Below are 19,546 nucleotides of genomic sequence, written 5' to 3'. Positions count from 1 at the left end.
GACGGGATTCCAGCTGCAGCTACTGATAAAATAAGGTATAGCTGAATCGGGGGATTTTATTTTTCTAAAGCAATTTGTTTTCGATCAAATACAATCTTTTACACGAGAATCAAGCCTTTTTAGTTAGAATCAATAATTCATTGGCCTGTATTTCCGTTGCATACCGTTTTACACCTTGCTTGTCGGTGTAATTCCGGTTTACAAGCTTCCCTTCAATTACTACTTCAGTTCCTTTAACTAGGTACTTCTCGGCAATATCTGCCAGTTTACCCCAGGCAACTACATTATGCCATTGAGTTTCTGTTACTTTTTCACCCTTTGCATTTTTGTAGTTCTCGTTGGTTGCGAGGCTTAGGTGAGCCACTTTTTTGTCTTCACCTATGGATTTTATTTCGGGATCCTGACCCAGATTGCCAATTAATTGGACTTTGTTTTTTACTGCGTTCATAACGGTTCAGTTAAATTGTTTTTAAAGAGCAGTGCGTACTGCCGTTAACAGAACAAATATGAACAACCCTTTTCAGCCTATCCCTATTTTAAACATCTGTTGTCGTTTATAAACGTTTGCAAACGCTTTAAACCGTGAAATGTTTTTTTTGGTTGGTATTTTTACAGGTATTTTAAATAGCAGTATGGTTACATTCAGGTAGTTGAAATATATACTACTATGGACAATTCAATTAAACAGTGTTTGTATTGCGATAAAAAAATGCAGGGAAGAACAGACAAAAAATTCTGTAGCAATCATTGCAGAAGTAGTTATCACAATGCGGTATATGGTAACAGAACCAATTATATGCGACGAATTAATGCCTTGTTGCTGCGAAACAGAAAGATTCTTTCCGACTTATTTGTTTTACAAAGAAAGGGGACACAAGTACCATTGAGCGAACTATATATAAAAGGATTTGCTCCTCAACATTTTACCCATCAGGCTAAGCACGCCAGCAAAACCGTTTATACCTATTGCTATGAATTTGGTTATTCCTATGTAGGGAAAAATGCAGTTAAAATTATTCAGGAAGTTAATATCGAATCTTCACTTTTGTAACCCCATCGTTTACCATATCAATTTTTCTGGCTGCTTTTTTACTGAGGTCAATAATTCTGCCTTGTACAAAAGGTCCTCTGTCATTGATTCTTACTTTAACACTCTTGCCATTTTGCTGATTGGTTACTTTCACTTTTGTTCCAAAGGGCAGTGTTTTATGGGCCGCCGTCAATTTGTTTTGTTTGAAAGTTTCTCCATTGCTTGTTTTTCTGCCTACATACTTATCCGCATAATAGGAAGCCAGGCCTGTTTCTGTGCCTTTTCTAAAACAGGAACTTTGAAAAATCATCCCTGTTAATAGTATAAAAAATAAAAAAGGCTTTCTCATTCTTTTAAAACGAAAAAGCCTTTCAAATATTGGGTAAAACTGATTAAGCAAATGGGGCTTTCACCACTTTTGCCTTCACCAGGGTATTTCTGATTTCTATATGAATGATAGAGTCGATGGCTGCATGTGCAGTGGCAACATAACCCAAGCCGATTGCTTTATTTAAAGAGGGGGCCTGTGTTCCACTGGTTACTTTTCCAATGGTATTGCCTTCTGCATCTTTAATTAAATAATCGTGGCGGGGTATTCCTCTTTCCAACATTTCAAATCCCACCAACTTGCGTTTTACGCCTTCTGCCTTTACTTTCTCAATAATTGATTTAGCAGTAAAGTCTTTGGTTAACTTGGTAATCCATCCAAGACCTCCTTCTAGTGGAGAAGTGGTATCGTCAATATCATTGCCGTATAAACAGTAACCCATTTCTAAACGCAGGGTATCTCTTGCACCCAATCCAATTGGTTTTAATCCTTGTGGACCTCCAATTTCAAAAATTGCATCCCAAATTTTATCAGCAGCTCCATTGCTGTCTTCAAAATAGATTTCTACACCACCAGAACCTGTATAACCAGTTGCACTGATTAAAACATTATCTACTCCTGCAAAAGTGCCTTTTACAAAAGTGTAATATTTAAGATTCATGATATCCAGCTCAGTTAAGGGCTGTAATATCTTGGTTGCATGGGGTCCCTGTATGGCCAATAAACAAGTTTTATCACTGATATTGTGCATTTCAACTTGTTGGGTATTGAACTTTGAAATCCAGTTCCAATCTTTTTCGATGTTGGATGCATTCACCACTAACATATAGGTTTTGTTGGGCTCAATGCAATACACAATCAAATCGTCTACAATGCCACCATCTTCATTGGGTAAGCAACTGTATTGTGCCTGACCGGCTACCAGCTTAGATGCATCATTGGTTGTTACACGCTGAATCAGATCCAGCGCATTTTCACCTTTTAAAATGAATTCGCCCATATGGCTCACATCAAATACGCCTGCATTTTTTCTTACGGTAGCGTGTTCATCATTGATACCTGTATAGCTGATCGGCATATTATATCCGGCAAATTCAGCCATTTTTGCACCCAGAGCAATATGTTTATGGGTAAACGGTGTGTTTTTCATTGCGCAATTAATTAGGGTGCAAAAATAGGTGAAAGGCACGAACCAAGGGTAAAAAGCAAGAACCCCATCTCAAAACTGAGACAGGGTTCTTTTCCAACCTGTGCCAACCATCTTTAGGATTGAAAACTCAGCAAGGAAAATCTCCCTAGTTCTGATCCAATCTCAATAATTTCAGGACTTTCAATGGTCTTGCTTTTAGGCGCAGGACCAGAAATATGGGGATCCAGAATCGCTACTTTTTGATAACGATAGCGGGTTGTATCCACTGGCTTATCCAATTCTTTTTTAAGCTCTTCTGCTTCCTTCTGTTTGCGCTCATATTCTTTGCGTAATTCTTCTCTACTCTTTTTATATTCTTCTATGGCGCTTTTTTCTGAGTCTTCATCATTGCTTATATCATCGTTTTCTTCACCTATCTTCTTTACTCTTTCCAATCCTCCAGGTGTCATGATATATTCCTGATTAGACATCCAGCTTTCATAGCCTTCGTTATTCCATTCATCATCCCAATCGTAATCGTTTCTGCCAGAGTTGAAGCTAAAATGATTTAGTTTTCTAGAAACATTTTCATCTATTTCAATTTTCTTTCCAACAGGAACAAAAATGGTAACGGTTACCCCTTGGTTACGGAATTTAGAACCTTTGTTTAACTTGAAGCCTCTGTCTAAATACAATACACTATCCTCTTGCGTAGCACTGTACTTAATGGCTTCCATATTTTTTAGGGCTGTATTTTCATCAGAACCATTACTAAATTTTACATAACTCACTCGGTATAAGGAATCTGGGCTTTTAGCAATTCGTACTCGAATATTATTCAATACAATGCTATCGTCATCTAAACTTAAAAGTCCATCCATTTTAAACCATTTTCCACTCACAACTCTTAAATCACTTGCGGCTACTTTAATGGTCATTTTATTGGTACTTGGTTGTACAATTTTAATCTCTCCTTTATCTTTTGCACCCGCATCAAAGTTTTGAGCGATGGAAGCCACTAAGAGAACAACGCTAATCCAGCCCAGGGTCCATAATCCACCAAAGGTGAAACCCAAATATTTACTGCCAGCTGTTGCTCCGATAATTCTACGAACTAACCAAGTGAGTAAACCAATGGCAGGCACAAACAGGAATAGAACTAGGGTAGACCATGCTAGGAAATTCTGCCAGAATCCTTCTAAGAAAAAGCTCTTAAGAGGGAATACACTTACACTTCCGGCAATCATACCTAATAATGCAACCAGAATAGTGAATGCCAAGATACCTGCAAGGAATAAGAAGAATGCTTTGAATAAGATGCCTATGGCATTTCCTAATCTACTGCCTCCTTTTTTGGAAGCGGCACTGGCTTCAGAAGCAAACTGTTTGCTTTTCTCATTCACAGTGCTGCTGAATTCTGTTGAAAATTCTTTGGCTTTCTGTGAAAATTCTCCACCCCATTTTTCCGCACGGGCTTTAAATCCTTCTAAGTCTTCTTGAATGGTATTTTTAATGGTATTCAAATCTACTTTCTCTCCACGCATTTCTAATTTCTCTGAAGCGCTTTTGGCTTCAGGTATTACAGCCCATAGTACGGCATAGATTACAAAAAGTGTACCTCCAAAAGATCCAAAAATAAATCCTGGGAAAGGGTTAAACTCGAACCAGAATAATGAACTTATAAAGGAAGAGAATATGCCTATTACCAATGGTAAAGAGAAGATTAAACGGGGGATCCAGACCGCTACATCAAAATAAGTGGCGATACCGCTAGCAACACCCGCAATTACTTTTTCTTCCGGATTTCTGTACAATCTTCTATTGCTGCTTACATGATCTAATGGTTTAGCGGGTAATATGATCCACAATAGTAAATACAATAGGAATCCTGAGCCACCGCCAAAGAATAAGACTAAGAATAAAAGTCTTACAACAGTAGGATCAATTCTGAAATACGCAGCCATACCGCTACAAACGCCTCCCAACATTTTATCGTTGGTATCTCTGTATAAGCGGCCTCTTGGAGTGCCGTGATCTGTTTCGGTATAACTATTGTTTTTTTGCTCTTGCTGACCGCCCAGCTGAGATTGCATATTGGATTCTTCGCCTTCAAAATCTTCAGGTCTGCCCATGCTGTTGATGACATTGTTAACGTCTTCTTCAGTTATGCAGGTGCTTCCTTTTTTAAGGCTTTCACCAAATAGTTCAGCGATACGACCTTCGATGTCGTTAATAATTTCGTCTCTTCCTTCCTCGTTGGCAAAAAAGCGACGCAAACTTTCAACGTATACTTTTAGTACGTCGTAAGCCGATTCCTCAATGGGAATTACTCTTCCTTGGAAGTTTATATTAATTACCTTTTTCATGGTATGTTTATTTAGCTTGGTTAAGGTTGGTTTTAATTTTCGGTGGCTGGGGGTGTTGCTGGTTGAGTTAGCACTTGAACGGCGTCGGCCAGTTCTTTCCAGGTTCTTTCGAGTTCACTGTAGAAGGCAAGGCCTTTTTCAGTCATCACGAAATATTTTCTGGGCGGTCCGCTATTGCTTTCTACCCATCTGTAAGTGAGTAGTTCCGCATTTTTTAATCGGGTAAGCAGCGGGTACAATGTTCCTTCCAGAATGTGAAGGTTGGCTGCTTTCATCCGATCAACCAGGTCACTGGGGTAAACTTCTCCCTGGCGAATGATTGAAAGGATACAAAACTCCAGCACGCCCTTGCGCATCTGACTTTGTGTGTTTTGAATATCCATGGTCTAGATTTTTATTGGATTAATAAACTAGGATTGGTTGTACAGGAGCAATTCTGCTATAACGCTGAATTTTCCAAAGCTGGGCTACTGTGAACTTTTTCTTTGTTTTGTTTTCTACGATTACATTGGTAGCAATTGTTTCATTAACAACTTGGGTTAAATTGTTCAAAGCTTTTTGATTCAGCTGAACCAGTGTGTTTGTGTTTGTCAGTTTCATGGTAAGTATTTTTAAGTTCTTTGTTTGATTAATTACTTTGACAACACAAAGATGGAGTATTTTTTAGTACTATGCAACACATAGTACCTAGTTTTTTTAGGTAATAGGCTGAGTTTAGATGTTGGTTTTGTATAATTACTTGAAAATCAATGATTTGTAATTTTTTAGAATTTTGATAAAGGGATGGATGGTGCTAAAAAGGGATGAATGGCGAATTGTCTAGGAGACCTCAAAATAGGGATTTCTCCATTTAAGCACCGGTGCGTTCTATATGTAATAGATGGCAGAGTAACAATATAGAAGTATGTATTTCTCTATGACCCTGAACAAAAAAATAATTATCGTAAAAATACGATGAATTGAAATTATCTTCTTAGCTTTGCTTTATCGTATATAAACGATTAAGTATGGCCTCACCTAAGTTAGAAGAGTTTTTAAAAACAGAACAGGAGCTGGCGTTGTTTGCCAAAGCGCTTTCGCATCCAGCCCGAATAGCAATATTAAAAGTACTCGCACAAAAAAGTGAATGTGTGTGCGGAGAAATTGTAGATGTATTACCATTGGCACAGTCTACGGTATCACAACATTTAAAAGAATTGAAAGAAGCGGGTTTAATTAAGGGAACAGTGGAAGGACCCAGGAGTTGCTATTGCATCAATTGGAAAGCTTTTGAAAAATTTAATCAATCTTTTAATCAGTTATTTTCTAAACTTAAAGTACAACAGCAATCCTGTTGTTAAATCAGTTAATTATTTAAAAATATATTTTATGCAAACCGAAGAACAATTAAAACAAATAGTAAAAAACAAATACGCCGAAATTGCAAATCAATCTATTGCAGACAATAAAGCTTCCTGTTGTGGTGCTGGCGGATGCAGCACAGAAGTCTATAATATTATGAGTGATGATTATACAACGATGGAAGGGTACATTGAACATGCAGACCTAGGTTTAGGATGTGGACTTCCTACACAGTTTGCCCAAATTAAGCTGGGTGATGTAGTAGTGGATTTGGGAAGTGGAGCAGGCAATGATTGTTTTGTTGCTAGGGCACAAACAGGCGAAAAGGGAAAAGTCATTGGTATTGATTTTACGCCTGCCATGATTCAGAAAGCAAGAAATAATGCTGATGCCTTAGGGTTTAATAATGTAGAATTTCGCGAGGGCGATATAGAACATATGCCATTGGGCGGAAATATTGCCGATGTAGTGGTAAGTAATTGTGTATTGAATCTAGTTCCAAATAAGGATGGAGTGTTCAAAGAAATCTATCGTGTGTTAAAACCAGGCGGACATTTCAGTTTATCGGATGTGGTAATAGTTGGCCAGCTACCAGAGTCTTTAAAGAAAGATGCTGAAATGTATGCAGGTTGTGTTGCAGGTGCTATACAAAAAGACGTATACCTGGAACTGATTCACCTGAACCATTTTGAAAATATCATTGTACAGAAAGAAAAACCTATCATTATTCCCAACGATATTCTTAAGAACTATTTGACAGAAGAAGAAATAGCTGCATTTAATAATGGTGGTTCAGGTATCTTCAGCATAACAGTATATGCTGAAAAACCAGAGGCCATTGTTATTGCTGATGCAACAGATGCTAAGGTAGTAACCAGCTGTTGTACACCTGGTGGTGGATGTTGCTAAAAAAATGGTACAACTGACATTAGTATAAATTTTTTAGTCACTGATTAGTTATGACAGCAGCTCAAAAGAAAATATTATTGCCTGGTTTACAATTGTTCTTTGATAAAGCCGCACTAAATTTTAGTGAAATACCTGTTGAGAGAAAGCTTGTTTTAGAAGAAATCGGCGCTTACATAAGAACAAAAAATAAAGCACAGCAAAAAGTCCAGCTTACATTTATATGTACCCATAATTCCCGACGTAGCCATATATCTCAATTAATGGCTCAAGCGGCTGCTGCTTATTACGGAGTTGATCATGTTTTTTGCTATTCGGGGGGAACAGAAGTTACCGCATTTAATGAAAATGCAGTTCATGCATTACAAGAGATTGGATTTGAAATCCTTGCTAAGGACTATAATAGTAACCCGTTTTATGAAGTTGCTTTTGCCAACAATGCTGGTAAATTGATGGCATTTTCGAAACTATATACGCATGAAGCTAATCCTCAGAGGGAGTATGGTGCGGTGTTAACTTGTTCCAGTGCAGACGCTTCTTGCCCAATTGTTCAAGGAGCAGATGGAAGATTCAAGCTACCCTACGAAGATCCCAAATTGTCCGATGGTACTCCTCAACAAAATGAAGTTTATCTTGAAAGAAGCAGGCAAATCGGCACAGAAATGCTGTATATTTTCTCACTCATTTCAAAGTGAAATGAATCAATTAAATTACGGTAAGCTCATAAAAATCCGATGGATTCAAATATTTTTTAGCGAGTTCCTGCAATTCTTTTGCTGTTGTTGACTTAATCGTTTGTACACTATTATAAAAATAGTTTTCATCCAGATTATTGAGTACATAGTTTTTCCATCGTGCAATTAACTGGAAGGGGCCATCTAAATCTCCCAGTACAGTACCCAGCATATAATTTTTTACGAGGCTTAGTTCTTCTTCATCAATGAGTTCATTTTGTAGAATTTCCATTTCTTTATAAACTTCGGTAATAGTGGCTTCACAAACATCACGGCCTGCTTCTGTACTAATCATCCAGGCAGTTTCTCCAACATGATTTTGTATATAACTATGAATACCATATGTATAACCTTTGTCTTCCCTGATATTACTCATGAGTCTTGATCCAAAAAATCCTCCAAATACACTGTTTAGTATTTGTGTTTTCTGATAATCCGGATGATGTTTATTCGGGAATGGTCTGGCAATTCTAATGGCTCCCTGAACGCCATTCTCATCATTAATAATCTGTTGCTTCTTTTCTAATGCAGGTTGCAGGTTGTATTGAATATTAGGAATGGGTCTTTGCTGCAAAGGAAGCTTACCAAAATAGGTATTCAATTGCTGCTGCAAATCAGAAGGAATTTTTCCTGCTGTAAAAATGGTACAATGACCTTCTGCGTAAAATTTTTTAAAATAGGCAATAAGTTCTTCTCTGTTCAACTGATCGTAATCGAGTGTAGAAGTATATTTCCCGTAAGGATGATGAAACCCATAAATATATTCGTCAATCAATCTGTTGGCAATAAAGTCACACTTTTTTAAGCTAACCGATAATTTTTGTTTTTGATTTTGTTTGTAGGTGGCTAATTCTTCTTCAGGGAAAATAGAATCTGTAATCAGTTCAGCTACAACCGGTAAAAGTTCATTGACATGTTTGGCCAGACAATGTAATGTAATGGCAGCTGTTTCATTGTAACAGGCGCGGTTCAGATAAGCTCCGTGAAATTCAAAATGGTCATTAATTTCATAGGCTGTTTTATTACTGGTACCGTTCTTCAATAAAAAGTTAGTAGTTCCTGCAACAATATTTTTCTGCTCAAACCAGTTACCTGCCTTGAAAACCCACTCAATCATCAGTACATCTTGTGTGCCGGCATTCATACTATACACAGGTACCAGATTGTCCAGTTGATACTGTTCGCATTTTCTGAGCTTTAAATCGAAGCTTACCGCATCTACAATGGAAGGTTGTATATTTCTATCTAACATGGAATTGTTTCTTTATTTAGCCAGGTAATGTAACGTGTTGCTATTGCTTTCCCTGAAAATATTTTTACTGTACTGCTGAATATCCTGCGCGTTGATTTCCTGGTATTTATCCAGCTCAGTATTCATTAGTGATGCGTCTCCCAATAATTCGTACATGGCCAAGCTACTCGCTCTGCTCATGATACTCATATCTTCAAATGCAATTACGCTCTCCGTTTTATTTTTTACTTTGGTTAATTCAGCAAGCGGAACCAGGTGTTCCTGTAATTGCTGAAGCTGCTCTGATATTGCCTGTTCTGCTTTGTTGATATCAACCCCTTTCACTAGCTTCCCTTCAATTGTTAACAAGCCAGCATCCATAGATCCGAAATGGTAGCAATCCAGGTTAGAAAACAATTTCTGCTCTTTTACCAGCGACTGATACAATCTGGAAGAGGCGCCCCCACCCAGGATTTCTGTAATCAGGTCTGCTGCATAATATCCCTTTTCCAATCTAGCATCCATATGCCAGGTTTTTACAAAAGCATCTAGTGGCACATTGGCTTCAATGGTTTTTCTTCTTGCCTGATCCTGGATGGGTTCCTGTGGCAAGCAGCGAATGTATTTCTCTCCCATTTCAATGGGGCCAAACCATTTCTCTGCCAGTTTTTTTATTTCTTCTGTTTTAACATTTCCGGCCACAACCAGTATGGCATTGATGGGTCGATAATGTTTGAAGAAGAAATTTTTTACGTCATCTATATATGCGTTTTCTACATGACTCAATTCTTTGCCAATGGTCATCCACTGATAAGGATGAACCGTATATGCTAACTCGCGCATATGTTTCCAAACATCGCCGTAAGGCTTATTAATGTAGTGTTCTCTAAATTCTTCGCATACTACTTTTCGCTGAACTGCCAGGCTTTTTTCACTGAAGGCCAAACTGAGCATGCGATCACTCTCGAGCCAGAAAGCGGTTTCAATATTTTGCGCTGGCAATTGGCAATAGTAGTTGGTTAGGTCGTTGGTAGTATAAGCGTTGTTGTCTCCACCGGCTCTTTGTAAAGGCTCGTCATAGTCTGGAATATGAACGCTACCACCAAACATTAGGTGCTCAAATAAATGAGCAAATCCGGTTTTGGAAGGATTTTCATCTCTTGCGCCAACATCATACAGCACATTCACTACTGCCATGGGTGTGGCAGTGTCTTCATGAACAAGAACGGTTAGTCCATTGTCCAGTGTAAATCGGTTATAGTCTATCATAGCTATTTGTAAAAGAATGCAAATTAGGGTATCTTGATTACTTACGAATGTCTTTCACTTGTATGTTTAGCAATACAGGTACGCTGTTTCTCAGTACGATTACTTTTATTTTTCCTATTGAGTTCTGAAACAGATTTTTATAAGCCTGTATATTGTTTGATGCATTGTTTTCAATGGAGAAAATAATATCGTCTATTTTAAACCCTGCCTTTTGACCAGGAGATCCCTCAATAATATCCACTACTTTAATTTGACCATCAATTAAATAGATGCCAAGCCCTGTATAGCTATAATCGAATGGATCATTGAAATGATTATTGGGCTTTAGGTGAATACTTTGGTCAGGATAGTTTAGGATAATGTTAAACCTTCTCAATAAATCGTTCCCGATTAAACCACCTAATGTTGGATAATTGGTAACATTATAATCATCTTCAAAAATATGTACAGGTACTTTTTTGAATTTATAGTTACCAATTTTGATAGATTTCATGACAGCAATTTCCATTTGCTTTTTTCCCCCTAATCCTTCAGCCTGTGTCAGAAAAAACTTCCTTTTACTCTTAAAAACCGAGCTGTCTTCCACATAATCTCTAGACAAAAGGAAGCATAAGCCTGCCCCGGTATCAAAAATGAATCGGTTTAAAAATGTTTTGTTGTCCTGAATGGAAGCCTGCATTAGCGGGAGGGTGCTGAAATTAGGCCTTAAGAGTTGTCCTCCCCTCGGATATTTGTATCGACCGGGTGCATATACTTCCATGATGCGTTTGTCAAAATCGAGGTGAACAATATACCGCCTCAGAAAACTATAACCAATGATCCCATCAATTTTGACCCCATAAACGCTAGTCAATAAATCGTAGTTATTAATGTGAAAGTCTAGTTGTTTTACTTCAATGCCCGGCATACTCAGAGTATGATTGTAGGCAAAAGAAACTTTTTTAACTCCTGCAATTCCCCGGATAGTTTTTTCTGATTGCTGCGTTTGGATTTTTAATTTTTCAGCAGTAGTAGAATCCAGAGAAATCCCTCCGCTACCCGTATCCAGCACAAAATTCAGTGAATCGGTAAACTGGTCAAACTGTGCTTTTATAATGATAATACCCCCGCTCAGTTGAAAAAATGGCACTTTGGTGATGAAACGCGCATCCGGGGGCACAAATTCCTCCTGAGCGCGGAGTTGCAGTACTCCCAGCAATAATATGATGGAAATGAATTTCTTCACGCTTCAGTAATTTAATTCCTTTTAGCGCAAGTTGAGGAAATATTTAATTGAACTGCAGTTTTGTTGATATCGGTGGCGATGAACTATATCTGTGTTAACTTTGTTGCTTATACAATTATGATGGAATTAGCCAATTTATACCAGAAAGCACTTGATTTTTCGTTTTTAACAGTGGAAGAGGGTATGTTTTTATTTGAACATGCTCCTCTGGCGGATTTAATGCATATAGCTGATGAATTGAGGAAAAAGCAGGTTCTACACGGAAAAGTGACCTGGCAGATTGACCGGAATGTGAATACAACCAACGTTTGTATTGCCAATTGTAAATTTTGTAATTTCTACAGAATACCGGGTCATGCTGAAGCCTATATTACGGATATGCCTACCTATCGGAAAAAGATAGAAGAAACGCTTAAGTATGGCGGTGATCAGCTTTTATTACAGGGAGGACACCATCCTGAATTAGGACTGGATTTTTACACAACAACCTTCCGTCAAATTAAGAACGAGTACCCAACCATCAAATTGCATGCATTGGGACCACCCGAAGTGGCACATATTGCCAAATTAGAAAAAATGAGTCATCACGATGTGCTGAAGGCATTGAAAGATGCAGGGCTCGATTCTTTGCCAGGGGCAGGAGCAGAGATACTGGTGGATCGGGTACGCCGCCTTATTTCTAAAGGTAAATGTGGTGCGGACGAATGGTTGGCCATAATGCACGAAGCGCACAAACTTGATATCACCACTAGTGCAACTATGATGTTCGGGCATGTAGAAACCATAGAGGAACGGTTTATACACCTGGAAAAAATCAGAGCCGTTCAGGCAATGAAACCTGCGGATGCCAAAGGCTTCCTGGCATTTATTCCCTGGACTTTCCAGGATGTTGATACCTTATTAACCAAAATCAGAGGTGTTCAGAATCTTACAACACCGGACGAATATATGCGCATGATTGCCATCAGTAGAATTATGCTACCGAATGTTAAAAATATCCAGGCCAGCTGGCTGACGGTTGGGAAGGAAACCGCACAATTGTGTTTACATGGTGGTGCCAATGATTTTGGATCGATTATGATTGAAGAAAATGTGGTAAGTGCTGCAGGAGCCCCCCATCGGTTTACCTATAAAACCATACAGGAAGCCATCAAAGAAGCTGGATTTGAACCTCAGTTAAGGAACCAGCAATATGAGTGGAGGGAAATTCCAGCAACAATTGAGGAGCAAACCATTAATTATTAATAAACACATATGTTATAAAATTCAACTAACTTTAATATAAATTTCACCGTATCGTATTGAATTTTATTAAATGAACATTTTCGAATCCGTAATCTGTCATGATTATACGGTCGTGAGAACGCACCGTGAAATGTTGGCTTTAAAAACCAATGGCATACATATGGTAGGTCTTGCGTGGGTTTGTAACGTACTTACGTTATTGGGCATTGGAATTGTTTATTTACTGTTAACCAATCAAAGTGATCAGGTATATGAAATTCTGGCACTGATCAGATACTGGGAGATAGCTGGAAGATTGGGCATTCTTATTTTTTTAGCTGTTGTTTATTTCATGAGTTTTGGCGCATATGGTGGCAAAGCAATTTTCGTTGATATTATCAAGCGATTCAGTAAGCTGGAAGAAGCAGAAAAACATGCTGTGGCCAGAAGAGGCGGGATGTATTTCTACTTTTCTCTATTATTTTTCTTTATCGTTTCAGGCACAGTTGTCTATTTAATTAAATACGTGTATTAATTGTTATGACCGTTTTTGGAGTTCCATCATCGCCCACAATTTTCTTTGGTGTCAGTACAGGAATAGGTCTGCACTTGCCAAAACGCAAGGACCAATAATGGTGGGTATAGTATGGGTTGCCAATGCCCTTAGTATTTTTGGCCTTTATCTTTATACACAGATGGACTTCTATCGGTTCAAGGATCCGGTGATTTTGAACAGGTTGATGTGGGAGTGGTTACAGGCTTTTAAATTGTCCTTTTTCTTAGGTTCCCTGCTCATTTTCTTACTGGGATATTTTTTTTATAGAACCCGTCCGGTATATCAGCATATCATCAGCGAAACGCTTAGTCTTTCTGAAGAAAAGCAAAAGACAATTGCTAAAGGTGGATTTCGGTACTTTATTGGTTCGTTGCTGTTAGTTATCTTACTGTATGCTGCACTTATATGGTTATTTGTTCAATGGGGCTTCCTGAACACTTTTCAGTTAACTACCAATTAAGGAGATTTTCCTCCTTTTGTACCAATTGGGTCATTCTTCACCGCAGTTTGCAACTAATTTTATGAAATATTATTGGCATCTGTAACATTACGGCCCCTAATCCGTATAACAGGTATAAAACCACTAACTGTTTCTGATTCTATGACCGAGTTTGAGTACAATGAATGTGTAAACAATCATGCCGATGGACTTTTCAGGTTCATCGTGAAAAATCTTCGGCATGAAGAAGATGCCAGGGATATTGTACAATCAAGTTTTGAAAAACTCTGGAAAAACAGAGATCAGGTAGAAGCAGGGAAGTCAAAGTCTTATTTGTTTACTGTTGGGTATAATCAGATGATTGATCATATCCGCAAAAACAAAAGGGTTCATTTGCAGGATACTTTTGAGGAGCAGACAGGTATTCAGTATCAGCAGCATTCAGGAATTAAAAAAACGCTGATGGAAGCACTGAACAGGCTAAATGAAACTCAGAAAAGTCTGGTAATGTTGAAAGATTATGAGGGATATAGTTACGAAGAGATTGGGAAGATTATGAGCCTTAGTGAGAGTCAGGTAAAGGTTTACCTGCATCGAGCCAGGCTTACTTTAAAAAGCTATCTGGTAAGCGCCGAAAATATTTTATAATGACTGTTATTAACCGACATAATTACGAATCCTACTTTCTACTATGGGTAGATGGGGAACTCTCTGATGAAGAGCAGGTTGCCGTAGATCGGTTTGTAGCAGAGAATCCAGATCTGGCAGAAGAGCTGTCCCTATTAAAAAGCACACAATTGCAACCTGAAGAAGCAATTGTATTTAAGGGTAAGGAAGCATTGTTTAAAAAGGAAGGACAGGATATTTCACTCAATAACTATGAAGAATGGTTTCTGTTGTATACAGACAAGGAATTGTCTGAGGAACAAAGAAGGCAAGTAGAAGTATTTGTATTGCAACATCCGGCTTTGCAATATGATTTTGAATGGTTGCAGCAAACCCGTTTACCTGAAGAAAAATGGGTGTTTGCCAATAAAGAACTTTTATACAGAAAATCTTCAGGAACAAGACCGGTTGTATATATGCGATGGATGCGTTATGCAGCGGCGGCAGCTGTAATTGGAATTATGGCAACTGTATGGATGCTGGTACCTGCCAATACGCTGAAAGAACCATTGCAGTTGGAAGGATCAACTCCGGAGATTGTAGGAAATTCAGGGAATTCAACTGATCAGACTCAAAACTCCTCAATTCAACCAAAGGCCAATTCAGTAGCTGCTGAAAATTTACCTAACGTAAAAGTAATTGGAGGGAATCAACTGTCCAATCAGGGCAGCAATAGTAAAAGTAATGGTCAGCTTACTGCTTCAGGTATTGTCAATAATAATCCAGTTATTAAAATGGTTGAAACGGTACCTGTACAAAATCCTGGAGATGTTATTTCAGCAAACAGTTCAATTGTACCTAAACAAAACCTAAGCTTAGCGTCGATTAATTCGGAAAGGGTAGTGCCTGTAATAGTAGCAGCTGAAAAACCTTTGCATTCAGAAATGCCGGAAGAAAAAGCAGATGCAGTTCCGGAAGAATCAAAGCCTGTTTATACAGCTTTGGAAGATGTTGATGAAGATAAAAGTCTTTATATAGGGGCATTGGAAATTAATAAAGATCGCCTTCGTGGTTTGTTTCGGAAAGCAGGAAGCATATTCCGTTCTAAGTCAAAGCAAAACGAAGAAGATGGCAGACAAAGAAAATAATCAGTAAACATAAAGCAAACAATATGAAAAGCATCGTAAGCATGGTAGCAATGGTATGCATTGCAATGACAGGAAAAGCGCAAACAACTTCTGAAACAGATACTATCAAAGTTGGAAACTTTGTTATCATCAAGAAAAAAGGAAGCGATGATAATAGCGCAGGATCTGTAAGAATCAATAAAGACAATTACAATCTTCTAAGGGTTGAGCGCAGACCTGCTAAACGTAAAAATCTGAGCACCAATTGGTGGATTGTAGACCTTGGTTTTGCCAATATGCGTGACAATACCAATTATGGATATGCGCAAGCAGGATCTTATTTCAGAACATTCCGACCACAGGACGGTCCAGTTAACGAAAACAGTTATCGTTTAAATACTGGTAAGTCATCCAATGTTAACCTTTGGTTTTTTATGCAAAAACTAAATGTCAGCAAGAATGTACTGAATCTGAAATATGGCCTTGGATTGGAAATGTATAATTTCAGATACGATTCTAGAATAAGCTACAATAACAGTCCAACCCCATATGTATTCAATGATTCCATATCGTTTACTAAAAACAAATTATATGCAGGGTATCTTACAGTGCCTTTCATGATCAATGTAAATACTACTCCTGATAAGCGTAAAGGATTCAGTTTCAGTGCTGGTGTTAGTGCGGGTTATTTGATTGCCAGCCGTAATAAGCAGATTAGTGCGGAAAGAGGAAAAGTGAAAGAGAAAGCCGATTTTTATATGGAACCTTTCCGTTTAGCAGCTATTGGTGAAATTGGTCTGGGTCCGGTTCGCTTGTACGGCTCTTATAGCTTGAATAAATTACAAAAAGATATTACCCGAGTTGAACAATACCCATTTGTAGTAGGCGTAAGATTGAGTACATGGTAATATTTTGCCCAATGCTTTATCTTTGTTAAGAGAAGTTGAATTAACATCTGAGGCACAATTCAAATGATTAATTTTCGTTTCTTAATCAGATACTATGAAAAGGGCAGTATACTGGACACTATTATTGGCAGGGGTTACTCTGACCACTTCCTTTCGAAAGCATAGGGTACTTGATCCCGCTAAAGCAGATAAGGATACGTATTCTGTTTATATTATAAAGAGCGAATACGAGCTTAAGATTTATGATAAAGAGGGTGAGTGGTTGGCTTCTTATCCGGTAGTATTTGGCAGTAAGGATTTAGGAGATAAATTATATCAGGGCGATAGAAGAACACCTGAGGGTGTATTCCATATATCTGGTAAACGCAAGCATGCTAAGTGGGAAAGATTCATGTTAATTGATTATCCTACTGCCGAAAGTTATGCCAAGTTCAATCAGCGAAAAGCTTTAGGGATTATACCCCCCAATGCTAAAATAGGCGGTGAAATAGGAATTCATGGAACAGTACCGCATGATGATTTTGCGATTGACGAATACAGAAATTGGACTGAAGGATGCATAAGCACCAAAAACAAATATGTTCAGGAACTATTCGAAATGTTGCCTGTTGGAACTAGAGTGGAAATCAGAAGGTAGTGGGTTGTTGATTTTATCGTAATAGCGTTAAATAAACTGAATTAATAGCAGATAATAGTGTAAAGCAGAAGCCCCAACCAATTGGCCGGGGCTTCTGCTTTTTCAATTCTTTTTAATTGTACTTCTATTTGAAATGGATAGAATTAAATTTTGTATCCATTGTCTGCTACCAAACGGTCTGCAATTCTTCTGCGTGCATCCTTGGTGTTGAATGGTTCTACTTTGGTAAAACGTTTTAAACCAATATGCATCATGCGTAGTTCATCGCCATCTGCAAAACTGTTCAAGGCATCCTTTCCTGCTTTATTAATTCGATCAGCCGCATCGTAAATATATGTACGCATAATGTCATTTTGAGTAGCTACGGCAGCATCTCCTTTTAAAGAGGCCAGTTTCATCACACGCATTAATGCACTTTCTGCATGGAACACTTCAATAGCCATGTCTGCAATATTCATTAGTATTTCTTGTTCCTTATCTAATTGCATCATCAGCTTTTGAACAGCTGCGCCAGCTACCATTAAAATGGCTTTCTTAAAGTTAGCAATGGTCTTTAATTCTTTTGCATAAGCACCTTCGTCTTCAGATCCAAAATCAGGAATGCTCATTAATTCTTTTTGTACAGCCATTGCAGGTCCCATTAAATCCAATTTACCTTTCATAGCACGTTTCAATACCATGTCTACGGTTAGCAGGCGATTGATTTCGTTGGTTCCTTCATAAATTCTGTTAATACGGCTGTCTCTGTAAGCTCTTGAAATATCGTATTCATCAGAGAAGCCATTCCCGCCGTGAATCTGAACACCTTCATCCACTACAAAATCCAATACCTCACTTCCATACACTTTTAAAATAGCACACTCAATTGCATATTCTTCTGCTGCACCCAGTAAGGCTTCTGCAAACGACTTGCCACTGGCAGCCAATTCGTGTTCTTTATCATCAATCCATTTAGCAGACCGAAACAATGCAGATTCGCAGACCCATAAACGGATAGCCATTTCTGCCATTTTATGTCTTATTGCTCCAAATTTTGCAATAGGTAATTTAAACTGCTCTCTGGTTTTTGCATACTGAACAGAAGTGTCGGTTGCTCTTTTAGCACCACCCAATGTTGCTGCGCATAATTTTAAACGACCAATGTTCAAAATATTGAAAGCGATAATATGTCCTTTGCCTATTTCACCTAAAACGTTTTCTACAGGTACTTTACAATCTTGGAAGTATAGTTGTACAGTAGATGAACCTTTGATTCCCATTTTATGTTCTTCGGGTCCTTGTGTAAATCCTTCCATTCCGCGCTCAACAATAAATCCGGTGAATTTGTCACCATCAATTTTTGCGAATACGGTGTATACGTCTGCAAAACCACCATTGGTAATCCAGCATTTTTGTCCATTTAAAATATAGTGCTTTCCGTCTTCACTAAGCTTTGCAGTGGTTTTTGCGCCCAATGCATCACTTCCGCTATTCGGCTCTGTTAATCCATAAGCACCCTTCCATTCACCACTAGCCAGCTTGGGTATATATTTTTCTTTCTGAGCTTCTGTACCAAAATATAAAATAGGTAATGATCCAATTCCTGTATGTGCAGCAACTGCAACAGAGAAGGAATAACCTCCACCCATTCCTTCATTCACTATGGTAGAAGTTATGAAGTCTTTACCTAAACCGCCATATTCTTCAGGGAAAGAAGTTGAGAGTAAGCCCTGTTCACCTGCTTTCTGCATTAATGAAGCTACCAGACCTGGCTCCATTTTGTCAATTTTGTCTACTACAGGCAATACTTCTGCATTCAAAAACTGATGGCACATATCCATGACCATCTGTTGTTCTTCATTAAAATCCTCAGGAATAAAAGTTTCGTGGGGATTGCTTTCCTTGATGATCCATTCTCCACCCAAAAGGGCTTTTGTTTTGTTTGTGGCTTCCATCGTTAATCGTTTAATGTGTTTATAAAGTTCTTAATTCAATTGATCTACCGGCGTTAAGGTTAGGTTATCGTATACTCTCTGAAAAACAGATTTTACAATTTCAATTTCCTTCTTGTCAACGCCTATTAAAGCCTCCGCCATAGTTTGATTGGCTAGATCAATGGTGATTTGTTGCAGGTCTTTAGCAGCATCTGTCAGTTGTACCAGGTTGATTCTTCTGTCTGTAGGCGATGCTACTCTTTTCACCAGTTGTTGTTTCTCCAGATTGTCAATCAATCGGGTAATGCTGGGCTTGTCTCTGAAAGTTCTGTTGCAGAGTTCCTGCTGACTAAGGCCATCTTCTTTCCATAAATGGTATAAAACACTCCATTGCTCAATCGTGATTTCCAATCCCGCGTTGCGGAAATTTTTCTGCAATCTCCTTGCAACAGCAGTGGAAGCCATTCCATTGATGACGCTGTATAATTCTCCTCTTTTAAAATGGTTGTTTGGCATATAGTTAGTTATGCAACTATTTCAAAGTTGACCCGTTTCTCTCACAATACCAAGAAATATT

At 38.3% G+C, this 19,546-nt stretch carries 22 protein-coding genes; 11 read left to right on the top strand and 11 right to left on the bottom strand.

Features of this window, described 5'->3' with window-relative positions; translation table 11 throughout:
• Positions 1 to 109 precede the first annotated feature (109 nt).
• On the bottom strand, positions 110 to 448 hold the full coding sequence (locus TEGAF0_RS08550; protein ID WP_264897738.1) for a single-stranded DNA-binding protein: 339 nt from the start codon (positions 446 to 448) through the stop codon (positions 110 to 112).
• A 219-nt stretch (positions 449 to 667) separates the two neighbouring features.
• Between TEGAF0_RS08550 and TEGAF0_RS08545 the strand changes: the two genes are divergently transcribed.
• Entirely contained in the window at positions 668 to 1,051 is a 384-nt protein-coding gene (locus TEGAF0_RS08545; protein WP_264897736.1) for a hypothetical protein, read from the top strand.
• Here TEGAF0_RS08545 and TEGAF0_RS08540 read toward each other — a convergent pair.
• The 5 genes from TEGAF0_RS08540 to TEGAF0_RS08520 form a co-directional block, all read right to left on the bottom strand.
• The gene (locus tag TEGAF0_RS08540) at positions 1,026 to 1,379 is read right to left on the bottom strand and encodes a septal ring lytic transglycosylase RlpA family protein (protein WP_272501737.1); all 354 of its coding nucleotides are present in this window, start codon (positions 1,377 to 1,379) and stop codon (positions 1,026 to 1,028) included. The two genes, TEGAF0_RS08545 and TEGAF0_RS08540, sit on opposite strands and share 26 nt — an antisense overlap.
• A gap of 43 nt (positions 1,380 to 1,422) precedes the next feature.
• On the bottom strand, positions 1,423 to 2,508 hold the full coding sequence (gene gcvT, locus TEGAF0_RS08535) for a glycine cleavage system aminomethyltransferase GcvT (protein WP_264897735.1): 1,086 nt from the start codon (positions 2,506 to 2,508) through the stop codon (positions 1,423 to 1,425).
• 113 nt (positions 2,509 to 2,621) lie between these two features.
• On the bottom strand, positions 2,622 to 4,853 hold the full coding sequence (locus TEGAF0_RS08530) for a PspC domain-containing protein (protein WP_264897734.1): 2,232 nt from the start codon (positions 4,851 to 4,853) through the stop codon (positions 2,622 to 2,624).
• A 32-nt stretch (positions 4,854 to 4,885) separates the two neighbouring features.
• Positions 4,886 to 5,236 carry a PadR family transcriptional regulator gene (locus TEGAF0_RS08525; protein WP_264897733.1) on the bottom strand — a complete coding sequence of 117 codons (351 nt, stop codon included), beginning with the start codon at positions 5,234 to 5,236 and terminating at the stop codon, positions 4,886 to 4,888.
• 19 nt (positions 5,237 to 5,255) lie between these two features.
• A complete protein-coding gene (locus tag TEGAF0_RS08520) occupies positions 5,256 to 5,453 on the bottom strand; it encodes a hypothetical protein (RefSeq protein ID WP_264897731.1) in 198 nt (65 codons plus the stop codon).
• Between the two features lie 407 nt (positions 5,454 to 5,860).
• On the opposite strand from TEGAF0_RS08520, the gene TEGAF0_RS08515 reads away from it, so the two are divergent.
• From TEGAF0_RS08515 to TEGAF0_RS08505, 3 genes are read left to right on the top strand one after another with little or no spacing between them, the layout of a single operon-like run.
• Complete coding sequence (locus tag TEGAF0_RS08515; RefSeq protein ID WP_264897730.1) at positions 5,861 to 6,193, top strand: ArsR/SmtB family transcription factor; 333 nt, start codon at positions 5,861 to 5,863, stop codon at positions 6,191 to 6,193.
• 28 nt (positions 6,194 to 6,221) lie between these two features.
• A complete protein-coding gene (locus TEGAF0_RS08510; RefSeq protein ID WP_264897729.1) occupies positions 6,222 to 7,103 on the top strand; it encodes an arsenite methyltransferase in 882 nt (293 codons plus the stop codon).
• Positions 7,104 to 7,153: 50 nt separating this feature from the next.
• Positions 7,154 to 7,795 carry a low molecular weight phosphatase family protein gene (locus tag TEGAF0_RS08505; protein ID WP_264897728.1) on the top strand — a complete coding sequence of 214 codons (642 nt, stop codon included), beginning with the start codon at positions 7,154 to 7,156 and terminating at the stop codon, positions 7,793 to 7,795.
• Between the two features lie 10 nt (positions 7,796 to 7,805).
• On the opposite strand, the gene TEGAF0_RS08500 is transcribed toward TEGAF0_RS08505, so the two are convergent.
• The 3 genes from TEGAF0_RS08500 to TEGAF0_RS08490 are packed head-to-tail and all read right to left on the bottom strand — an operon-like array spanning position 7,806 to position 11,559.
• Positions 7,806 to 9,086: a M16 family metallopeptidase gene (locus TEGAF0_RS08500; protein ID WP_264897727.1), complete on the bottom strand. Its 1,281-nt coding sequence runs from the start codon at positions 9,084 to 9,086 to the stop codon at positions 7,806 to 7,808.
• Between the two features lie 12 nt (positions 9,087 to 9,098).
• Entirely contained in the window at positions 9,099 to 10,334 is a 1,236-nt protein-coding gene (locus TEGAF0_RS08495) for a M16 family metallopeptidase (RefSeq protein ID WP_264897725.1), read from the bottom strand.
• Between the two features lie 37 nt (positions 10,335 to 10,371).
• The gene (locus TEGAF0_RS08490) at positions 10,372 to 11,559 is read right to left on the bottom strand and encodes an aspartyl protease family protein (RefSeq protein ID WP_264897723.1); all 1,188 of its coding nucleotides are present in this window, start codon (positions 11,557 to 11,559) and stop codon (positions 10,372 to 10,374) included.
• A 78-nt stretch (positions 11,560 to 11,637) separates the two neighbouring features.
• On the opposite strand from TEGAF0_RS08490, the gene mqnC reads away from it, so the two are divergent.
• The 7 genes from mqnC to TEGAF0_RS08455 all read left to right on the top strand — a co-directional run bounded on the left by mqnC (position 11,638) and on the right by TEGAF0_RS08455 (position 17,056).
• Positions 11,638 to 12,804 carry a cyclic dehypoxanthinyl futalosine synthase gene (mqnC, locus tag TEGAF0_RS08485; RefSeq protein ID WP_264897721.1) on the top strand — a complete coding sequence of 389 codons (1,167 nt, stop codon included), beginning with the start codon at positions 11,638 to 11,640 and terminating at the stop codon, positions 12,802 to 12,804.
• A gap of 70 nt (positions 12,805 to 12,874) precedes the next feature.
• Positions 12,875 to 13,318, top strand: a complete 444-nt coding sequence (locus TEGAF0_RS08480; protein ID WP_264897720.1) for a hypothetical protein — start codon at positions 12,875 to 12,877, stop codon at positions 13,316 to 13,318.
• 97 nt (positions 13,319 to 13,415) lie between these two features.
• Positions 13,416 to 13,799, top strand: coding sequence for a hypothetical protein (locus TEGAF0_RS08475; protein ID WP_264897718.1), 384 nt, complete (start codon positions 13,416 to 13,418; stop codon positions 13,797 to 13,799).
• A gap of 141 nt (positions 13,800 to 13,940) precedes the next feature.
• Positions 13,941 to 14,426 (top strand): RNA polymerase sigma factor, encoded by a 486-nt coding sequence (locus TEGAF0_RS08470; RefSeq protein WP_264897717.1) that lies wholly within the window; start codon positions 13,941 to 13,943, stop codon positions 14,424 to 14,426.
• Complete coding sequence (locus TEGAF0_RS08465) at positions 14,426 to 15,532, top strand: anti-sigma factor (protein WP_264897715.1); 1,107 nt, start codon at positions 14,426 to 14,428, stop codon at positions 15,530 to 15,532. The genes TEGAF0_RS08470 and TEGAF0_RS08465 overlap by 1 nt, the downstream gene beginning before the upstream one ends.
• A 23-nt stretch (positions 15,533 to 15,555) precedes the next feature.
• Positions 15,556 to 16,419 carry a PorT family protein gene (locus TEGAF0_RS08460; RefSeq protein ID WP_264897713.1) on the top strand — a complete coding sequence of 288 codons (864 nt, stop codon included), beginning with the start codon at positions 15,556 to 15,558 and terminating at the stop codon, positions 16,417 to 16,419.
• A 94-nt stretch (positions 16,420 to 16,513) separates the two neighbouring features.
• Positions 16,514 to 17,056: a L,D-transpeptidase family protein gene (locus TEGAF0_RS08455; protein WP_264897711.1), complete on the top strand. Its 543-nt coding sequence runs from the start codon at positions 16,514 to 16,516 to the stop codon at positions 17,054 to 17,056.
• Between the two features lie 143 nt (positions 17,057 to 17,199).
• Here the strand turns inward: TEGAF0_RS08455 and TEGAF0_RS08450 are convergent, their stop codons facing one another.
• Both TEGAF0_RS08450 and TEGAF0_RS08445 read right to left on the bottom strand, forming a co-directional pair.
• On the bottom strand, positions 17,200 to 18,990 hold the full coding sequence (locus tag TEGAF0_RS08450; protein ID WP_264897709.1) for an acyl-CoA dehydrogenase family protein: 1,791 nt from the start codon (positions 18,988 to 18,990) through the stop codon (positions 17,200 to 17,202).
• A gap of 30 nt (positions 18,991 to 19,020) precedes the next feature.
• The gene (locus tag TEGAF0_RS08445; RefSeq protein WP_264897707.1) at positions 19,021 to 19,485 is read right to left on the bottom strand and encodes a MarR family winged helix-turn-helix transcriptional regulator; all 465 of its coding nucleotides are present in this window, start codon (positions 19,483 to 19,485) and stop codon (positions 19,021 to 19,023) included.
• Between the last annotated feature and the right edge of the window lie 61 nt (positions 19,486 to 19,546).

It is taken from the genome of Sediminibacterium sp. TEGAF015 (assembly GCF_025997995.1).
Taxonomy (GTDB): Bacteria; Bacteroidota; Bacteroidia; order Chitinophagales; family Chitinophagaceae; genus Sediminibacterium.
This window is presented reverse-complemented; position numbering and strand designations above follow the sequence as displayed.

Coding starts and splice junctions, on each gene's coding strand:
- gcvT (WP_264897735.1), bottom strand. CDS start 2,508: ATGAAAAACACACCGTTTACCCATAAACATATTGCTCTGGGTGCAAAA.
- TEGAF0_RS08475 (WP_264897718.1), top strand. CDS start 13,416: ATGGTGGGTATAGTATGGGTTGCCAATGCCCTTAGTATTTTTGGCCTT.
- TEGAF0_RS08510 (WP_264897729.1), top strand. CDS start 6,222: ATGCAAACCGAAGAACAATTAAAACAAATAGTAAAAAACAAATACGCC.
- TEGAF0_RS08540 (WP_272501737.1), bottom strand. CDS start 1,379: ATGAGAAAGCCTTTTTTATTTTTTATACTATTAACAGGGATGATTTTT.
- TEGAF0_RS08505 (WP_264897728.1), top strand. CDS start 7,154: ATGACAGCAGCTCAAAAGAAAATATTATTGCCTGGTTTACAATTGTTC.
- TEGAF0_RS08515 (WP_264897730.1), top strand. CDS start 5,861: ATGGCCTCACCTAAGTTAGAAGAGTTTTTAAAAACAGAACAGGAGCTG.
- TEGAF0_RS08545 (WP_264897736.1), top strand. CDS start 668: ATGGACAATTCAATTAAACAGTGTTTGTATTGCGATAAAAAAATGCAG.
- TEGAF0_RS08445 (WP_264897707.1), bottom strand. CDS start 19,485: ATGCCAAACAACCATTTTAAAAGAGGAGAATTATACAGCGTCATCAAT.
- TEGAF0_RS08450 (WP_264897709.1), bottom strand. CDS start 18,990: ATGGAAGCCACAAACAAAACAAAAGCCCTTTTGGGTGGAGAATGGATC.
- TEGAF0_RS08500 (WP_264897727.1), bottom strand. CDS start 9,086: ATGTTAGATAGAAATATACAACCTTCCATTGTAGATGCGGTAAGCTTC.
- TEGAF0_RS08480 (WP_264897720.1), top strand. CDS start 12,875: ATGAACATTTTCGAATCCGTAATCTGTCATGATTATACGGTCGTGAGA.
- TEGAF0_RS08455 (WP_264897711.1), top strand. CDS start 16,514: ATGAAAAGGGCAGTATACTGGACACTATTATTGGCAGGGGTTACTCTG.
- TEGAF0_RS08530 (WP_264897734.1), bottom strand. CDS start 4,853: ATGAAAAAGGTAATTAATATAAACTTCCAAGGAAGAGTAATTCCCATT.
- TEGAF0_RS08520 (WP_264897731.1), bottom strand. CDS start 5,453: ATGAAACTGACAAACACAAACACACTGGTTCAGCTGAATCAAAAAGCT.
- TEGAF0_RS08495 (WP_264897725.1), bottom strand. CDS start 10,334: ATGATAGACTATAACCGATTTACACTGGACAATGGACTAACCGTTCTT.
- TEGAF0_RS08465 (WP_264897715.1), top strand. CDS start 14,426: ATGACTGTTATTAACCGACATAATTACGAATCCTACTTTCTACTATGG.
- TEGAF0_RS08525 (WP_264897733.1), bottom strand. CDS start 5,236: ATGGATATTCAAAACACACAAAGTCAGATGCGCAAGGGCGTGCTGGAG.
- TEGAF0_RS08550 (WP_264897738.1), bottom strand. CDS start 448: ATGAACGCAGTAAAAAACAAAGTCCAATTAATTGGCAATCTGGGTCAG.
- TEGAF0_RS08460 (WP_264897713.1), top strand. CDS start 15,556: ATGAAAAGCATCGTAAGCATGGTAGCAATGGTATGCATTGCAATGACA.
- mqnC (WP_264897721.1), top strand. CDS start 11,638: ATGAACTATATCTGTGTTAACTTTGTTGCTTATACAATTATGATGGAA.
- TEGAF0_RS08470 (WP_264897717.1), top strand. CDS start 13,941: ATGACCGAGTTTGAGTACAATGAATGTGTAAACAATCATGCCGATGGA.